Here is an 18626-nt window from a genome sequence, read left to right as displayed (position 1 = left end):
TAAAAGGAAACATTGGTTTTTCATATAAGTTTTAATTCTTAATTCCTAATCCAAATTCTTTTAGAGTTTGGGTTGGGATTGGTTAAGTAATTTGAAAAAGAATTTGAAATAGGAATTACGAAAAGAAATTAATTCCTATTTTGATTAAAATAGGAATTTTAAATTATTTTTTATTATTTGGATTTAATTGCGCACCACGATTGCCATGAACTTTTGCATGAGCTGTGTTTTGACCTGGGGTGCCCTTGTTAGCATTAGCTTGGTTAGCTTTATGATTAGCGTTTGCGTTACTCATATTTACTCCTTTCTTGTTTTTTTAATTATACCCCCCCCCAAGCTTAAATATAACTTAATTTCAAGGCAAAGGGGCGAAAAGGAGCTTGTAAAATACTATAAAAATTTAATTTTTTTACTTTAAATACTTAAAAAATTCTCTTTTATATTGTTAAAAAGCTCATTAGATATTGCTTTTTTAAATTCTTTATCAACATTTAAAGCATTAAAAAACTCTTGATAATCAAAATATAAATCAGATGAGATTTTTTCTAAGCTATCATAAAAACTCTTTTTGGCATTATTTTCATCATAGTTAAATGTAAATGAGCTTTTTAGTAAAGAATCGTTTTCTAATTCTTCTATAATGGTGCTTAAAATCTCTTTGGTTTTATTATCATTATCTTTATAAATATCATTAAAGTTTTTAATAATTTTTACTAATTCTTCTAATTGCTCTTCTTTGCTCTTTTTTATTTTTATGCCTGATTGTTTGATTATAGGATTGCTTGCTAGTTCAATATTTGTTGTGCCTTGATATTTCACATTAAATTTTTGTAGTCTTACATGATCTAGCAAATCTTTTATATCTTGAGCGGTTTTTCTTTGAATTTTGCATATTAGATATTTTAAAAATATAGATAATTTTTCTAATTTTACATCGTCAATATCCATAATAGGACTTAAGTATTCATAATGGTTTATGTATTTATTGGCTACTTTGTAAAACTCATCTCCTAAACATTTTTCACCTATTAAAGTAGAAAATTTATCTAAATAAGAGCATATATTAGCCCCCATACTCTCATAATCAACTTTAGTTGTATCTTTTATATATTCATAATAAAGTCTTATAAACTCATCAACATCACATTCATTGAATACACCATAATTTAGCACTATATAATAAAGCTCATAAAGTTCATTTGGATCACTAGCCTTCTCAAGACAGCTAAATTCACAATATCTTGAAAAAGCATTTTGAATATTTTCATAATTATTAGCAAAATCTATTATACAAGTATCTATTTTGCCGTTTTTTGTGCGATTTAGCCTTGATAGGGTTTGCACTGCTGCTACATCGCTAATTACCTTATCAAGATACATAGTATGTAGCAATGGTTCATCAAAGCCTGTTTGGTATTTGTTCGCTACCACTAGAATTTTATTCTCATCTTTTTTAAACTCTTTTGGTAAATTATTTTCACTAAAGCCATTTAAACTTCTTTCTGTATATTTAACATTATCTAGCTCTAATTCACCAGAAAAAGCCACTAAAACACCTATTTTATAATCTTTAAACAATTCTTTTAGATTTAAATAATATCTTAAAGCACTTAGCCTATCATCAGCTACTACCATTGCTTTTGCTTGATTGTTTATCTTGTATAAAGTATTAGCCATAAAATGCTTTAAGATTATTTGTGATTTTTGCTCTATCGCTTGAGCTGAATTTGTAGCGAATTTAACAAGCTTTGCCATAGCTTTACTTTCATCATAAACCTTATTACCATTACCTTTCACACTTAATTCAAAAAAGCTTTTGTATGAAGTATAGTTTTGTAAAACATCTAAAATATAACCTTCTTCAATGGCTTGTTGCATAGAATATAAATGAAATGGGTAAAAACTCTCATCAATTTTAGTGCCAAAAGTTTGTAAGGTTTTGTCTTTTGGTGTTGCTGTGAATGCAAAATATGATATATTTTTATGATATTTGGCTTTATTTATTTCATCTAAAATTAAATCATCAATATCATAACATTCTTCATTAGTATTTGATAATGCACTATTTACACTTGAAGCTGTTTTGCCGTCTTGAGATGAATGAGCTTCATCTATAATTAGAGCGTAGTTTTTATTATCTAAATTAGCTAAATCTTTTATAATATACGGGAATTTTTGAATAGTTGAGATTATTATTCTTTTATTCTCTTCTAAGGCTTGTTTTAATTGCTTGCTACCTTTTCTAATGCTTTCTACATAGCCTTTGGTATTATTAAAATTACTTATGGTACTTTGGATTTGATTATCTAAAACCACTCTATCAGTTATCACAATAACAGCATCAAATACAGCTTTATTATCCACATGTAAATTACTAAGCTTAAATGTAAGCCAAGCGATAGAATTACTCTTGCCACTGCCTGCACTATGTTGGATTAAATATCTTTTTCCGATTTTAAATTCTTTAACATCTTTGCATAATTTATCCACCACATCAAACTGATGATATCTAGGATAGATTAGGCGTTTTTCTTTGGTTTTTTTATCTTTTACTATTTTCATATAATTTATGATGATATCACTTAAAGTATCTTTAGATAGCATTCTCTTCCATAAATAAGAAGTCTTGTAATCATTATTTATTGCTGGATTTCCTGCACCTGTTTTGATATCCAAGGTTGCTTTACCATCGTTTAAGCCTTTATTAAATGGTATGAATTTCGTTTGATTTCCTTGGATTTTAAGACTTAGATAAACTTCGCTAGAATCCATTGCAAAATGTATTAAAGAATGCCTAAATATAATCTCATCTGCTTTGCGTTTTTTATATTGAGTTTTAGCATTTTCTATATTTTGCCCTGTTAGCTCGTATTTTAGCTCTATTGTAGCTATACTTAAGCCGTTTATGAAAATTACTAAATCTATACTTTCGCTATCTTCATTAGAAAAATGAAGCTGCCTAATACATGAGAAAATATTCTTAGTATAATCATCACATAATTTAGAGTTTAAAGTATTGTTTGGCTTAGGAGAAAACAGCTTGAACTCAAACTCATCTAGCTTGATTGATTTTTGAAATAAATTCAAATAATCTATATTTGGGGTGTTTTTAATAATATTTAAAATCTTGTTTTTGTAGTCTTGATAGCGTGAGCTTAAAATGCTTAGTTCTTTAGGATATACGCTATTTAAATAAGTGAAAAAGATTTCTTCATCAAGCCCAAAGGCTTTATTATAATCTTGGCTAGTTCTTTTAATATAGCCTTGATTTAACAAATGCCTTTCTATGTAGCTTTCATAATCTTTTTCACTTGGTTTAATCATAACGCTTCTCCTTTAAAAAATGTTTCTTTAAAATCTTCTGATAGCTGTGAATGTTTATCTTTGTATCTTTTAAGATTTTCACAAATTAAACTATCCAATTTAACCTTTTTGTGCAAGCCTATATAAAATTCTTGCATTTTCAAAAACAACTCTTCATTTATATTTTTAAACATCTCATACATATCATAATAAATATCATCTTTAATTTCTTCTGCAACATTATCTTGCGTAATATTATCTAAGTATATATATTTTTTTATTTCTAACACTAGCTCCAAATGAGATGGAATAAAATCTTTTATAATATTTAAATACACAAGATTGCCTTTAAAGGTTTTAATATCTTCTAAAATATTATTTAAATACAATGTAATCAATTCATTTAAAACATTAGTTTCAATATTTTTGAAACCCTCTAAAATCTCTTTAATACTTTTTGAAAAAACCACCTTATCATCATATAAATGATTAATATTCATTAGATATTCAAAATTAGTTTTTAACTTATCCGCACCACTTTGTATTGCTTCATTAACTAGTATCGTAAAAAAATCTTGATTTATTATGTTTGTTAAATTATCTCGTTTTTGTATTTTACTTTCTATAAAATTTTTAGCATAATCAGCTTTATTCTGATAATTTACATTATTAAACCTACAAATAATTCTTATCAAGCTTTTTAAAATTTCACTATCTAAATTATCTATTAAATTATGTTTGTTTAATTTAAGAAGAACATTCATAACATTAGAGCTGATATCTTTTAGTTGTGAAACTAATTTATTGGCAATTCTATTATTTATAACTTTTTCTAAAATATCTACTTCTAGTTTCATATAAGGTTCAAAATGATTATATTCTGAATAAATATAAAAATATTCTTTAATTTGGGCTTTATCTCTATCGCTAAATAAACCTAATGCAACAAATTTTTCAAACCCATCTTTATATATTTTATGTATTCCTTCATAAAAAACTTGTGAGTTGCTATGAAATTGTTGGGTATCTTTAGTATATTTATCCCAAGTCTCTATTAAATTTTTCTCATAAAAATCAGCAAAAATATCAACCTTTCCTTTTTTACAAAAATACATAAATTCAATAAAACTATCAGCTATGTCATCAAACAAAGAAGGCAAAATTTCATCTATTAATCCTTCCATAAAACATTCAACTTGCTTTAAATTGTTTTTAAGATTAGAATTGTGAAAATTTTTATCTTCACGATAAATAGCCTTATGAAATAAAACTATTTTTCTAAAATACTCCCTAAGTTCAGTTTCATAAGCTTTCAACTCATAACCCTTTTTTAAATTATCCAATAAATACTTCATCACTTTTCGATAATCAGAGTTAAATACAGCCATACCATAATCATCATCTTTTGCAATATTTATCAATAATTGTGATGTATTTTCATCGCTACATTTATTATAGATAATAAAATCTACATCTATTTGCTTAGCATTACCCCATATAAATTTTGTATATCTTAAAAACTTCATCAACCTGTTATCTTCTATCGTCTCAGCATTTTCATTAATTAATTCTCTATTCAATAGATTTTTTAAACTATCAACATTATGAAATATTTTATAAAATAATTCTCCATATTCTTCTCTTAAAATAAGCAAAAATGCAATTAACGGCTCATTCTCTTCTACAAAATCTCTTTTGATATTCTTTTTATTTTTTAACAAGTTGCATTCAATTTGAAAATTATTTAAAAAATGGATAATTCTTCTTGGGTTACTTGCATATTCTCTTACTACAATAGTCCTTGTGTTTGGGTTTAGCTTATTTAAACCATATTTATCCAAAAGCTTATCATATAAAATTGATAAATCCCCATCATGATAACCTTTAATAAAAATATACATATTAAATATTTTTCTTAATTTTTCAAACTTATCTCTAACTTTATCATCAATAATCCGTGTATCATCAATAGGTATTACAAAAACAACATCCTTTAATCCTAAAAAATTCTTAATGTCTTGCAAAGTTGTATTTACCGTATCTTTTTCGCACCTATCAAGGTTATCTATAACTATCACTAACTTATTTATATCATTGTTTGAAAAAATTTTATTTTTTAGTTTTTTAAAACAATCTTCAAATTCTTCAGGGGCAAACATTAATGGCTCTTGAATAGTGGTTTTATAATCAATTGAAATATTCTTAGAAAAAGTAGCTATAAAAGATAACAAAGCCAGTATTCCAACTTGTTCAATTTTTATAGATTTCATAATTTGCATTATATTATCTATTTCAACACCATTAAAATAAATAATTTCTATTATTTTTAAAAATAACACTACTAAAATCCCAACACCAAACAATGCTAAAAATATACCTAAATATTTCCAATTAAATTTACTAGATACCACTATATCTTGAGTTTTGTTTGTATAAAAACTTTTACAACCCCATTCTTTTATATTAAATCGTTTTGCAACTTCTAGCAAAAAGGTTCTTCTAAATGAGTCGTGAGAATATTTCCAAACGTCATAGACAACAAAAGATACTTTTTCTTTACTAATGCCATAATTATTAAACTTATCTATAACATCTCTTATGATAGATGATTTGCCGCTGCCCCATTCTCCAAAAAGTCCTATCGTGCAAGGTGTATGAGTGGTTTTTATTATTTCTTGTAAAGTATCTGAATATTTTCTAGTTTCTAAAAAATCATTTTCATCATTTAAATTATCTAGTTCTATATCTTGTATAAGCTTGAGTTTATTATCACTCATTTTAGCTCCTTTAGCATGCCTTTGGTGGTGGTGTCTATTAGGCTTGTTTTGTATTCTTGAATAAGGCTTATTTGTTTTGTTATATTGTTTATCGCTTTGTCTATCTTCTCGCACTTATCATCTAAATATTTTGCGATTTTCTCTTGCTCTTCTAGTGGTGGTAATGGAGTTTTTATACCCATAAAAGTTTCAAGATTAATTACTTTTCTAAGGCTTGTATAATAAGGCTTTAATGCTTTTTTATCATCTACCGATAAATAGTAATAATAAATATATCTAGGATTTGCATTTTGTATTGAAAATACATTATAAGCTCCCGTTATCATTCCGTTATCATTTGAAATACCAACAGTTCTAGGGGTTTCATCAATATCAAATAAACAAAATACTAAATTATTTGGATTTACTATTTTATATGTATTAAATTCAGCTGGAAATTTTCCTTTTCCACTTTCCATGTCTCTAGGTATAATTCCTTGTTTTGTTAATGATAATAATGTGTAGCTGTGTGAATTTTCTCCTACAACTTCTTTTAAATCTGTAAAAATAAGACTGTTTCTTACCATTTCCCAATGGGTGGGGATTTTGCCTAAGTGGGAAATGTGGGTGTCTTTTAGTTCGGTAGATTTGTTTAAGCCTTTTGTGGTAGCTTGATTTATCAAAACTTGTTTTTGTTCTTTTAAAAGTTCTATAAATTTCGTTTGTTTAGTTACAAAATAATCTATCTTTTCAAGTTTTTTATCTAAAAAATCAGCGATTTTCTCTTGCTCTTCTAGTGGTGGGAGTAAAACTAATAAATTTTCTATGATTTCTTTTTTTAGATTAATCCTAATATCCCCATTACTAGAAGAACTAAAATAATATCTATATGTTTTTGATGACAATAAATAATTTATAAATAATGGATTTATTTCATTAGAAGTAAATCTAAAGCCCCTACAAAAAGAATTTAAATACAACTCTTTTTCATCGCCTAAATAGATAGCATTTTTTCCTATTTCTTCTTTTGTTTCACTACTTGACATAAAAAATAAATCGTATTTTAAAACTTTATTTTGTGTTTCATTTTCTTCAATTTTTACATAATGTAATAACTCATTATCTAAATAATGATTTTTGCAAATATTTATAAAAGGTATATATGGTTTAAAGTCTTGAATTTTATCTTTACTAAAATCTTTACCTTTTTTTCCACTTAAACCAGAGTATAAAAAGCCTAAATATTTTAATGGTTTTATTTCCCAATGAGCGGGGATTTTACCTAGCCATTTTATGCCACTTTCTTTGTATGCTGTCATGATAAAATCTCGCCTAAAAGGTCTTTTAGTTCATTTTCAAGTGAGCTTAATTCGTGTTTTATCTCATCTAATTCTCTTGGCTTTTCGTAGGTATAAAAATACTTGTTAAATAGTATTTCATAGCCTATTTGCTTACTTTCTAAATCCACCCAAGAGTTTGGCATAAATGGTTTTATTTCTTTTTCATAGTATTCGTTTATATCGCTAGTGAGTGGGATTTTTTCTGTGTTGGTGTTTTTGTCGCTGTTTATTAGGAGTTTTAGCTCTGATTTGCTTAGCTTTACGCCTAAAAACTTTGCAAATTCTAAAGAGTTTTTAAAATCTTTTGGACTTTGTTCAAGTTCTTTTAGTTTAGAGATAATTGTTTCTTTATCTTTTAGTTTGTTAAAGCTTTCGTTATTTTGTAATTCATTTAGCGTTTTTACTTGCTCAACTACTACTTTTATATAACCCAAATCATCATTATTTAAGATGATACAATCATCATTGCTAGCATTGTTTAAAAACTGCTCGGTGATTTTTTCTATTTGTTCGCTTGAGATTTCGTTTGATTTTGAGCCTAAGGATTTTTTCATTTTTTGATAATAATTTGTAGCATTCATTAGCCACACTTTGCCTTTTTTGTGCTCTGGTTTTTTGTTTGTAAGAATCCATATAAAAGTAGGTATAGCTGTGTTATAAAACATATTTGTAGGGAGTGCGATTATGGCTTCTAGCAAATCATTTTTTATAATATGGCTTCTTATGGCTACTTGACCGCTGTCTGAATTAAAAAGTGGGCTACCATTATGAACGCTAGCAATTCGGCTGCCTATACCGTTAGGATTCATCTTGCTAATCATATTTAGCAAAAACATCATCTGACCATCGCCTTTACCTGTAATGCCTATCTTAAATCTATCATCATTGCAAACGGTTTCATTTTTGACCTTTTTTACACCTAGTTTTCTTTGATCTTCTTCCCAGTTTTTGCCATAAGGTGGGTTTGTTAGCATGAAATTAAATTTTTCATTAGGGAAGGCATCTTCGCTTAGGGTTGAGCCAAATTTTATGTATTGAGCGTTTTCTCCTTTAATTAGCATATCTGCTATACAAGTTGCGTAGGCTTCTGGATTTACTTCTTGTCCGTGTAGGTGGATTGTTAATTGATTTTTATTTTTATCAATTTTATTTAGCAAAAAATCTTTAGCTTCTGTTAGCATTCCGCCACTTCCACAAGCATTATCATATATGGTATATGAACCACCTTCTAGGCTGTCTTTAATAGGTAAAAATATTAGATTTGTCATAAGCTTTATGATTTCTCTTGGGGTGAAGTGCTGTCCTGCTTCTTCATTGTTTTCTTCGTTAAACTTACGAATAAGCTCTTCAAATACATAGCCCATTCCAAGATTGCTTAAACCTTCGCTTATTAGATTGCCATTACTATCATACACTGGCTCTAGTGAGAAATTTATCTTTGGGTCGCAAAAGTTTTTTATGATTGGATACAGGATATTTGCTTTATCTAATTTATCAATTTCATTAAAGAAGCTAAACTTATCAATAATATCAACTACATTTTGGCTAAAGCCTCTAAGATATGCTTTAAAATTATCCTTTAAAAACTGCTCGTCTTTCAGTAATGTTTCTAAGCTAAATTCTGAGATATTGTAAAAATCATATCCACTTCCGTGTTTGATACTTTTTAGAATATTGAAATTTGAATTTTCATCTAGTTTTTTGTAGGTATTTAACACTTTTTCTTTTGTTGGAAGTAGCACTACATCAAGGCGACGAATAATACACATCGGTAAAATTACATCTCTATATCTGCCCTTTACATAATGGTCTCTTAAACAATCTGCTATATTCCAAATAAAATTAATCATATTTTGGTGTTTTTCTATATTCATAAAAATCCTTATATTTTAAATAGGCTATTATGGCAAAAGAATGCTAAAAATATTGATATTTTATTTTAAAAATATTTTATGATTAGAGAATTTAAAATAGGAATTTCGTTTGTTTATAAATATATTAATTTCAAGGCAAAGGGGCGAAAAGAAGCTTTAGCTTTATTTTGTTTTCAAAAATTTCTGGCTTATATTCTAAGGTTTTTCCTTGCAAAATATCATCTAAAAGTGGATATATAAGCCATACTTCACTAGCTTTAAACTTTGCTGCATAGGCAAATACTTGATATAAATCAGCTTGGCTAATATCACTTAAATCGTTTATGATTTTATACTTTGTATCAGCGATAATTGTTTTATCTTTAAGCCTAATCAAAATATCAGGTCGCATTAAAAAACAATCTTTTCTCTCATCTTTTATCAAATGTCTGCTTGATACTTGAGTATGTATGCTTATATTTGGATTTTGTTTTTGAAGCATAAAAGCTACAAAATCTTCAAAAAGCCTATTCATATCAAAAAGCAAAGCATAAGCATTTTTATCCCCTGCAAATGGCGTAAAACTAAAGCCATTTAGAAATAACTTGCACCATAAAAGTATATTTTCATAATAACTATAATGCTTATTTTTTATACTAAATTCACATTTTTTAATGTTAATTAAACTCACCTCATCAAAAAATCCTAAAAACTTCAAAATCTTTTTATTTTGACTTAGTTTTTTTAGATGAAAAAGCGTGGTTTTTATGGTTTGATTTGTCGCATTATCTATGATATATTCATCATTTTCGGTAAAAAATCGCTCTTTATGAGCTAGATTTTGCCTTAAATGCTCGCTAAAAATCAATTTTCCTTTTAAAAACGCTTTATTGTTTGATACTTTCACATAATCACTCATAAGCCCTTTGTTTAAAAGCACGAAAAGTTCTTCCAAAAACATCTCAACAAAGACTTCAAAAAGCGGCATTTTTTCATCTTTTAGCATTGCTTTAAGCGATTTTTTAAATGGACTTTCTTGTAAAGTTCTTAAAAGTTCTAAAAGTAGTTTTTTAGGATTTAACTCTCTTGCTTTACACTCCCTAAACATCTCATCTTTTAGCTCATAAGCCTTACTTAAATCTACGCTCGGAATTATCTCATCGCTTTGTTTTGAAACCTTAGGATAGATTTCTAAAACCCCACTTTTTGTTTTTATAAGCCCTACGAAATTTCTTGCTTTTAGCTTATTTTTACCGACTATTCTTAAAAACTCTGGGTTGTTTTCAGCAAAACTTATAAGCTCGTTTAAAAACTCATCGTTCTTAAACTCACTTATGATTTCATGCTCATAGGCTTCAATCTTCATAGATTTTCTTAAAATCCACTTCGCTAAAATCATCGCTTAAATAAAGCGTATCAGTATTTAAAATATTTTTAGTTTTTATCATGCCATTATCATTAAGCACCGATTTTATCTGCGAATAATCATTATAAAAATACTCTTCTAAAAGTGGTAAAATCTTATTTCTAAACACAGCTTTAAGCTCATCAATGCTGTTTATATCCATAAAATACGAATGTCCGATAAGCTTTTCATCGCCTATTAGACACTCAATTCTTTCATTCATTTTATCCAATAGTTTATCTAATTCAATCTCATCGAGTTTAAATTTTAAAAGAGAACTATCAGGCATAATCTTTTTAAACTCAAACCTACGCCTAAGCGCCGTATCAAGGGTAGTGATACTTCTATCTGCTGTATTCATAGTGCCTATTATATAGACATTATTTGGCACCGAAAAACGCTCTTTGCTATATGGCAACACCACTTCTAGCTCTTCAGCATTTCCTAGCCTTTTACTAGGCTCAATAAGAGTTATAAGCTCTCCAAAAATCTTACTAATATTCCCACGATTTATCTCATCCATGATGATTACATAAGGCTTTTTTATTGAATTTTCAGTATATTCTTTTAAACCTAAAATTTTTAAATACTCTATAATTACTTTTGCATAAGCAGAATTATAAATCTCTAATTTTGGATTTTTATACATTTCTCTTATTGATTCTATATTAACTGGATAATCCTTATATTTATCGCTCATTCCATCAAATTTAATTCTAAAAGTTCTACCATCTCTAAACTGAATATGGTATTTTGTATTTGGAATATTAAAATATTTTTCAGGGTCAGCTAAATCTATTGATGATTTTTCCTTTAATTTTTCTATTAAAGTATCAAAATTATTAATTAATTCTGTATTACCCTTTGCTTGTTCACACAAACTCTTAAAAATACCATTAGCTACAATATATTTTATTTCACCATTATCAGAAATGGGTCTAATTCCTTCTACAAATTCTTCATATCCGTAACTTTGATGAAAGGTAGTAAATACGATTTGTTCTTTTTCTAAATACTCTTTAAATTTTTCTTGCATAGCTTTTCTTTTTAGGGTTTTGTCTGAGTAATTAGAAAAATCTTCGCCCAAAATCTCTAAAGCTATATTTATGGTATTGTAAGTCTTACCAACCCCAGGCGCTCCGTATAAAATCTGATTTAGTGGGATATTTTTAAGATTTTGTTTTGGCTCATCTTGTAAAAATATATTTTTAGCATCGCTTGAGTAGTCTTTTATCAAAAATCTAATAAACTCTTTCATAGTTCTTTTAGCGTCGCTTTTGCTTGCTATGTAGTCGTTGTAGGTATTTTTGCTGATTATGTTTATTAGCTCGTTTAACTCTAAAATACTAAAAATATTTCTTTGATATTTAGCCAAAAACGAGCTTTTAAAATCATCAATTAGCTTTAAATAATCCTTGCTATCTCTTAAGCGAACTTCTAACCAAAAAGCAAATCTTTGCTCTTGTTCTTCTTCACTTGGGGCTTTGTTTTGTTTATAGTATTTTTCATTTAAATAATCAGCGTAAATCCTTGCTGTATAGACAAAATCTCTACCTTTTCTGCTATCTTGAATACTTATAAAATCATCGCTTTTTATATAATTTGCCAAATCTTTTAAGCTTTTATTTTTAATCAAAGTTTTTAGGGTATTTGTCTTTGAGCTTTCGTTTTTCTTGCTCTCATCTGAGTAAAACTCTCCGTTATCTTGCCTTGCATTTTTGCTAAGCCACTCATAAAAATCATCGTTATTTTTAGGATTTTTTGGGATAAAATCATCTTTGCTAAAACTCTCATAATATTCTAAAAGCTTTATAAAATCATCTGTGATTTGCTCTAAATCTAGTTTGTCATAAGTAAAATCAAGCTCAGTTAGTTTGCCACTTCGCTCCATTTCATCAACGGCTTTGCACCTTGCGTTTTCAATGTTACTCTCAGGAAAGCCAAACTTCACTTTAAAATAAATCTCATCATCAAAATATCCGCCGTATTCAAAGAAAGGATAAACGCCTTTTTGTGGAGTGATTTTGCTAGAATTGATAAGCTCATCATCTAGCAAATCTTTTCTTACAAACATTATCCAGCTATGCGGGTTCATAAAGCCACCTGAGTTGCCTAGACCGACTTTGTATTCTAGCTTGTATTTTTCTAAAAATCTTAGGTATGGTTTTAGATTTTTTGGATTTACACCTTTTGAGCTTAGTTGGTTACGCTTGGTTTGGTTGTTTCTTTTGATACATTCATTTACTTCTTTTACTAGCTCTTTTAAGGCTAATTGAAATTCTTTTCTTTCATTATCTGTAAAACTTATAGGCATTTTCTTCCCTTTGTTTTTACTAAATAATAATCAAACAAACTTCACAAGATATTAATCTGCTAAAATATGAAAAAATATTTAAAGGCTTAAAATGAGTATAAAAAAATACATAAACAAAATTATAGAAATATTTAAAAGTATTTTTCTATTTTTGAAAAAAATCTACGAATGGATAAAAGAAAAACTTACAACACCTATAAACAAAAAACAAAATGATGAAGATTTTTTTCAAACCAATAAACTAACAACAAGACGAATATATAAAAATATTAAAAAATATGGACAAATATCTCTTGCTTTAGGACAGATTTTATTGTTTTTACTAGTTGCTGGCTCTGCTTTTAATTATGGTGTAGTATATATTTTTAGATTAAAATATCCAATAGAACTTACATTTGAACAATTTTTAACTTTTGGTTTCTCAAATTTATTCACTATAGCACTAATAATACTACTTACATATATGCTAATTGAGGCTACAATCTCATTTTCTATTATGAAAATAATAAATTTTCTTGATGTTATTATGAAATATTCAATCATAGCAACAATAGTAATAATGCAATTGTTTATTTTTTTAATAATGAGTAAATTTGACACTACAACCTTGTTTGTTTCTATGGGTGCGTTTCTAATGTTTTGTTTATTAGTTTATAGAATATTAAGTCACAAAACGGAAATCAATACAATCAGATTTATATGGGCTTGTATTACAATTTGCCATTTTTGCTTTTTAAATTATAATGCATCTGCAGCAACTGGTTTGGGAAATTACAATGCCACAATAATGATTAGTAAAAATAGCTTTATAAAAGATATGTTTGATGGTTTTTACGACAAAAATAACAAATATCATTATAAAGGTAATTATATTGAACTAAAAGATGTAAAAATATTATCAACTTTAGGAGATATTGCTTATGTGGAGATATGTAGTGAAAATATGAAAATAGACAAAACATTAGATGATTGTAGAAAAAGCATAAGAGTTGAATTTATCAAAAAGGACATTCACATAATAAGAGATGGTAAAAAGCAAGAAAAAGGCAAGAAAGAAGATTGTAATAACAAAACAAATCAAAAAAGCAAAGAACGAAATGAACAAGATTTAGACAAATCTAAAGAAAGCAAAAAAGAAGAAAACACCACTAAAAATAACTAGAATTTAAACTCGGAATTTCGTTTGTTTGACACCACTTTGAGCTAGGATTTCAAAGTAAAAACCTAGCCAAAAAATACACGAAATAAATTCCTTAAGCAAACGAAATTTACTTTTAAATTCCTATTTCAAATTCCCAAAATCTCACTTAGTTTTAAATCAAATCTCTACTCGCTAGCTAATTCCATAGCTAAAATCTCAGCTTGAGCTAAAACCCCATCAATCGCAAGCTGTTGCATATCAGGTGGGTAGCCGTATTTATTCAGCACTCTTTTTACAGCTACTCTTAGCCTTGCTCTTACATTTTCTTTTATCATCCAATCTATACTTGCATTGTTTTTGATAATTTGTAGTATCTCGCTAACAAGGGCTAAAAGCTTTTCATTTCCTAGGATTTTTTCATACTCGTCATTGCAAGCAAGTGCTGAGTAAAAAGCGTATTCATAGTCTTTTAGCCCTAATTTTTTAGCCTCATCATCCATACTTGCTATGCTTTTACTCATATTTATTAGCTCATCTAGTGCCTCGCTTGATGAAATTAGCTTATTGTTATATTTTTTGATAGCTTCGTTTAGTATTTCGGCTAGTTTTTTAGTCTTTGTTAGACTTAGCTTTTGCCTTAATTTTATCTCATCGTTTAGTATCTTTTTTAGCATTTCAAAGGCTAAGTTTTTACGCTTCATATTCTTTACTTCTAGCAAAAACTCATCAGAAAATATAGATATATCAGGCTTTTTTATCCCACTAGCATCAAAAATATCCACCACACTAGATGATACGATAGCCTTATCCACCACTTGTTTTATTAAAGTTTGATTAAGAGAGTTCTCACTCTCATTTACCCTAGCAAACTTTAAAAATCTAGCCTTTATCGCATACATAAAAGCGATTTTATCCTTTATACTCAAGGCTTTTTTTATTAAACAAACTAAAATTTTACAGAATATTTTTCTACAATCAAAGAATTTATTTCTCTTGTTATATCTTTTCCATAAGATTGATTGATAATTTCATTAATTTTGCAAAAGTCAGCTTGCCCATCTTCTGATGATAAACATTCTTTCAACAAATAATTTGCTAAAGTTTCAGCTTCAACAAGAGTAATTGCATAATTATTTATATCATCAGCAACCCCACGATTAAATTTAGGAGCCACTATGATCGCATATCTAGATCCATGTTTTTTGATATGCTTATCAATCCTTACTGGATTTATCCCTTCTAAGCTATCTTTACGCTTTTTCGCATCAACATTTATTTTAAAATTATCTAGTTCAATACTAACATTACATAAGATATCCGTATTGCCAGCACCACTTATTTTACTTACATTTTGAACCTCTCTAAACAGTTCAAAGCAATCACCTAGAATATTCTCAAAGCTTTTTCCATCAATACTGCCATATTTTGCCTCTTTTGGCATTGATTCTATTATATTTCTTATCTTTTCAACTCTATTTCTATGAATTTTAATATCATAAAAATACTCTAACATATCAAACTCATATAATTCTCTGACCCAGTCATCTCTATTCATGCAGTCTGATTCTAATTTTGGTTTTAAAAAAGGTGAATGTATAGATATTAAATACCTTGCATAATCAATCAAATCAGAATTTAATACAATATAGGAATTGTAGAATAATTTTCTAACAGTGTCTTTGCCTTGTATAAAATCAAAACTCAAACTTTTTTTATCAATATATGTTTTAAACACTCCAAAACTCGTAAAAATTTTAGAAAAATAATTACGAACCTCATGGGTTGCATTAGAAAACACATTATGGTAATCATATACACTTTGAAACAACTTTAATTTCTCATCAAACGTTACAGCCCTATACTTTTTAATATCTTTTATAAGTTGTTCGTATTTAACTTCATCAATTGTTTCTAAAAATACCAAAAACCATACAAACTCATCATAATAAATCTTACCATCCAATCTTTCATCCAACAAAAGCTTTACTATAAGCCTTCCTATGTAAATTTGAAAATTGCTAGAAATAGTACTGTTAGGGTGTGGGTACTGCATGCTAAATAAATTAATAAAAGCAACAATTGACTCTTTTGTTCCCATTGACAAAAACTGGGTAGATACTGATGGTATAAATTCCTTATCTTTTTTATATCCGAACATATAAAAACATATTTGAGATGCTCTTACACCAAATGTACTTGATGAGCCTTTTGCACTTCTACCCTTATAAACCCCACTAGCTTTTGATTTTTGTAAAATATCATCTGCTGTAGCACAAGGATTAGAACTTAATAAACCAACCATTGATAAAATAAGCTCTTTGTTATTGATATTTTTTTGCAATATCCACTTATTGTCTTTTCTTCTATCATACATTGCTAATTCCTTTTAAAATTTCAAACATTAACTTAGGGGGAACACTCTCTCCTATTATTTGCCTAATAAAAGTATCTGAATATTCCTCTGGGTAATCCCAATCTGGATTTATAGATGATACTATAAAAAGCTCCCTTAGAGTTAAAACCCTAGCATCAGAGTATGTTCCATCTGCTTGTTTTCTACCTGGATGAACATTGTTATGCGAGCCAATATTTCCACTATTCATTGTTCTAGCAGGTGCTGGTTCATCCCATTTCATCCTTTTATAAGTATTATGAAAACCTTTTACTTTATCTCCATTTTCTTTTCTTGGATAGTAAAAATCATTCTTAAATGCAGATTGACCAGATGGAGTATGTTTCATACATAATATTTCTCTAAGATTGTGCATCTTTGCACTATGATGTTTTAAGTTAGAAATCTCACCAGATTCTAAACTTGGCAAATGTCCTATCGCCTCTTTTAGCGTTATTTCTCTTTGCTTTTTAGGTACATTCCAAATCAAATGCTTTTTACACATTCTTATTACTGCTCTAGGTCTACTTTGCGGGATTCCAAAATCTTTAGCGTTAAAAATATCAACTTTAATATCATATTTATTGCTAAATAACTCATATACCATCTCTTTAGTTGGCTTAACAATATCATTATATTTAATCAAAACATCTAAATAACGCGGAACATTTTCTATCAAAATATAATCAATTTCTTTTTGCTCAATAATCTTAAATACTTCTACAATCAACTGATTTCTCAAATCAGCATTCAAATCCTTATCTTGCTTATTCACCCCCAAAGTGCTAGCACCTTGACAAGGTGGAGTAGCTATTAAAAGCTTTACATCATCTGGAATATTACTAATATATTCATCAAAAACTTTCTTATCGGTTATATCTCCAACTATCATTTTAGAATTTGGATGAACTTTTTTATAAAATTCTGCTCTTTTTGGCAATAATTCATTTGATAATACCACCTTAATGCCTAAATTTTCCAAATCTAGTTCACCTATACCTGCACTAGAAAACATCGAGATTGCTTTCAACTTTTTATTCCTTTTATAACTTGATACATTAATTTAGGAGGAACACTCTCTCCTATTATTTGCCTAATAAAAGTATCTGAATATTCTTCTGGATAATCCCAATCTGGATTTATAGATGATACTATAAAAAGTTCCCTTAGAGTTAAAACCCTAGCATCAGAGTATGTTCCATCTGCTTGTTTTCTACCTGGATGAACATTTTCTTGCGAAGATATCGCATCACTTCTAATGGTGATAGTGGGTGCTGGCTGCTCCCATTTCATTCTTTTATATGATGATTTAAACCCTTTAACTCTTTCTCCATTTTCTTTTTTTGGAAAATAAACTATATTTTCAAACGCAGATTTTCCAGTAGGAGTATACCTCATACACTCTATATGACTTTCTTTGTGTACTCTTGCTTTATGATGTTTTAAATTAGAAATCTCGCCAGATTCTAAACTTGGCAAATGTCCTATCGCCTCTTTTAGTGTTATTTCTCTTTGCTCTTTAGGCTCATTCCAAGCTAGATGTTTTTTATACATTCTCACAATAGCTCTAGGTCTACTTTGCGGAATCCCAAAATATTTTGCATTAAAAACATTCACTTTGATATCATATTTATCTGAAAACATTGCTGATAAATAATCAGTCAACTCTAATAATTTACCATCATAAAAATATTTCATTTTTAAAAACTGTGGTACATTTTCTATTAATATATAATCAAAATCTTTAATTTTAATCACATCCACAACAGACAGAAATAAAAAATTTCTAGAATCATTTTGTCTTAAAAAATCAGTTTTATTTTTACCTATATTACTCATACCTTGACAAGGTGGAGTAGCTATTAAAAGCTTTACATCATCTGGAATATTACTAATATATTCATCAAAAACTTTCTTATCGGTTATATCTCCAACTATCATTTTAGAATTTGGATGAACTTTTTTATAAAATTCTGCTCTTTTTGGCAATAATTCATTTGATAATACCACCTTAATGCCTAAATTTTCCAAATCTAGTTCACCTATACCTGCACTAGAAAACATCGAGATTGCTTTCAATTTCTAAAACCTTTTTAATATATTTTACATATTATATTATATT

General features: G+C 28.0%; 11 protein-coding genes and 1 pseudogene. 1 reads left to right on the top strand and 11 read right to left on the bottom strand.

What is annotated here, in order from left to right; genetic code table 11:
* Positions 1-163 precede the first annotated feature (163 nt).
* From AC1B00_RS07530 to AC1B00_RS07500, 7 genes are all read right to left on the bottom strand, one after another.
* Positions 164-295 (bottom strand): alpha-amylase, encoded by a 132-nt coding sequence (locus AC1B00_RS07530; RefSeq protein WP_488849079.1) that lies wholly within the window; start codon positions 293-295, stop codon positions 164-166.
* Positions 296-414: 119 nt separating this feature from the next.
* Positions 415-3324, bottom strand: a complete 2910-nt coding sequence (locus AC1B00_RS07525; RefSeq protein WP_488849077.1) for a type I restriction endonuclease subunit R — start codon at positions 3322-3324, stop codon at positions 415-417.
* Entirely contained in the window at positions 3321-6080 is a 2760-nt protein-coding gene (locus AC1B00_RS07520; protein WP_488849075.1) for a P-loop NTPase fold protein, read from the bottom strand. Before AC1B00_RS07520 ends, AC1B00_RS07525 begins: the two co-directional genes overlap by 4 nt.
* Positions 6077-7378: a restriction endonuclease subunit S gene (locus AC1B00_RS07515; protein WP_488849073.1), complete on the bottom strand. Its 1302-nt coding sequence runs from the start codon at positions 7376-7378 to the stop codon at positions 6077-6079. Before AC1B00_RS07515 ends, AC1B00_RS07520 begins: the two co-directional genes overlap by 4 nt.
* On the bottom strand, positions 7375-9273 hold the full coding sequence (locus tag AC1B00_RS07510) for a type I restriction-modification system subunit M (protein ID WP_488849071.1): 1899 nt from the start codon (positions 9271-9273) through the stop codon (positions 7375-7377). The genes AC1B00_RS07515 and AC1B00_RS07510 overlap by 4 nt, the downstream gene beginning before the upstream one ends.
* 130 nt (positions 9274-9403) lie before the next feature.
* On the bottom strand, positions 9404-10618 hold the full coding sequence (locus AC1B00_RS07505; protein WP_488849068.1) for an McrC family protein: 1215 nt from the start codon (positions 10616-10618) through the stop codon (positions 9404-9406).
* Positions 10608-12971, bottom strand: a complete 2364-nt coding sequence (locus AC1B00_RS07500; RefSeq protein ID WP_488849066.1) for an McrB family protein — start codon at positions 12969-12971, stop codon at positions 10608-10610. The genes AC1B00_RS07505 and AC1B00_RS07500 overlap by 11 nt, the downstream gene beginning before the upstream one ends.
* 91 nt (positions 12972-13062) lie before the next feature.
* Here AC1B00_RS07500 and AC1B00_RS07495 point away from each other — a divergent pair, with 91 nt between their 5' ends.
* Positions 13063-14133 carry a hypothetical protein gene (locus AC1B00_RS07495; RefSeq protein ID WP_488849064.1) on the top strand — a complete coding sequence of 357 codons (1071 nt, stop codon included), beginning with the start codon at positions 13063-13065 and terminating at the stop codon, positions 14131-14133.
* Between the two features lie 164 nt (positions 14134-14297).
* Here AC1B00_RS07495 and AC1B00_RS07490 read toward each other — a convergent pair.
* The 4 genes and pseudogenes from AC1B00_RS07490 to AC1B00_RS07475 form a co-directional block, all read right to left on the bottom strand.
* Positions 14298-15047: pseudogene (locus AC1B00_RS07490) on the bottom strand (DUF3387 domain-containing protein); the annotation flags it as partial.
* A gap of 11 nt (positions 15048-15058) precedes the next feature.
* Positions 15059-16486 (bottom strand): hypothetical protein, encoded by a 1428-nt coding sequence (locus tag AC1B00_RS07485; RefSeq protein WP_488849062.1) that lies wholly within the window; start codon positions 16484-16486, stop codon positions 15059-15061.
* Positions 16479-17534 carry a DNA cytosine methyltransferase gene (locus AC1B00_RS07480; RefSeq protein ID WP_488849060.1) on the bottom strand — a complete coding sequence of 352 codons (1056 nt, stop codon included), beginning with the start codon at positions 17532-17534 and terminating at the stop codon, positions 16479-16481. The genes AC1B00_RS07485 and AC1B00_RS07480 overlap by 8 nt, the downstream gene beginning before the upstream one ends.
* Entirely contained in the window at positions 17531-18568 is a 1038-nt protein-coding gene (locus AC1B00_RS07475; RefSeq protein ID WP_488849058.1) for a DNA cytosine methyltransferase, read from the bottom strand. The genes AC1B00_RS07480 and AC1B00_RS07475 overlap by 4 nt, the downstream gene beginning before the upstream one ends.
* Between the last annotated feature and the right edge of the window lie 58 nt (positions 18569-18626).

This window comes from Campylobacter sp. DY7 (assembly GCF_057802535.1).
This window is presented reverse-complemented; position numbering and strand designations above follow the sequence as displayed.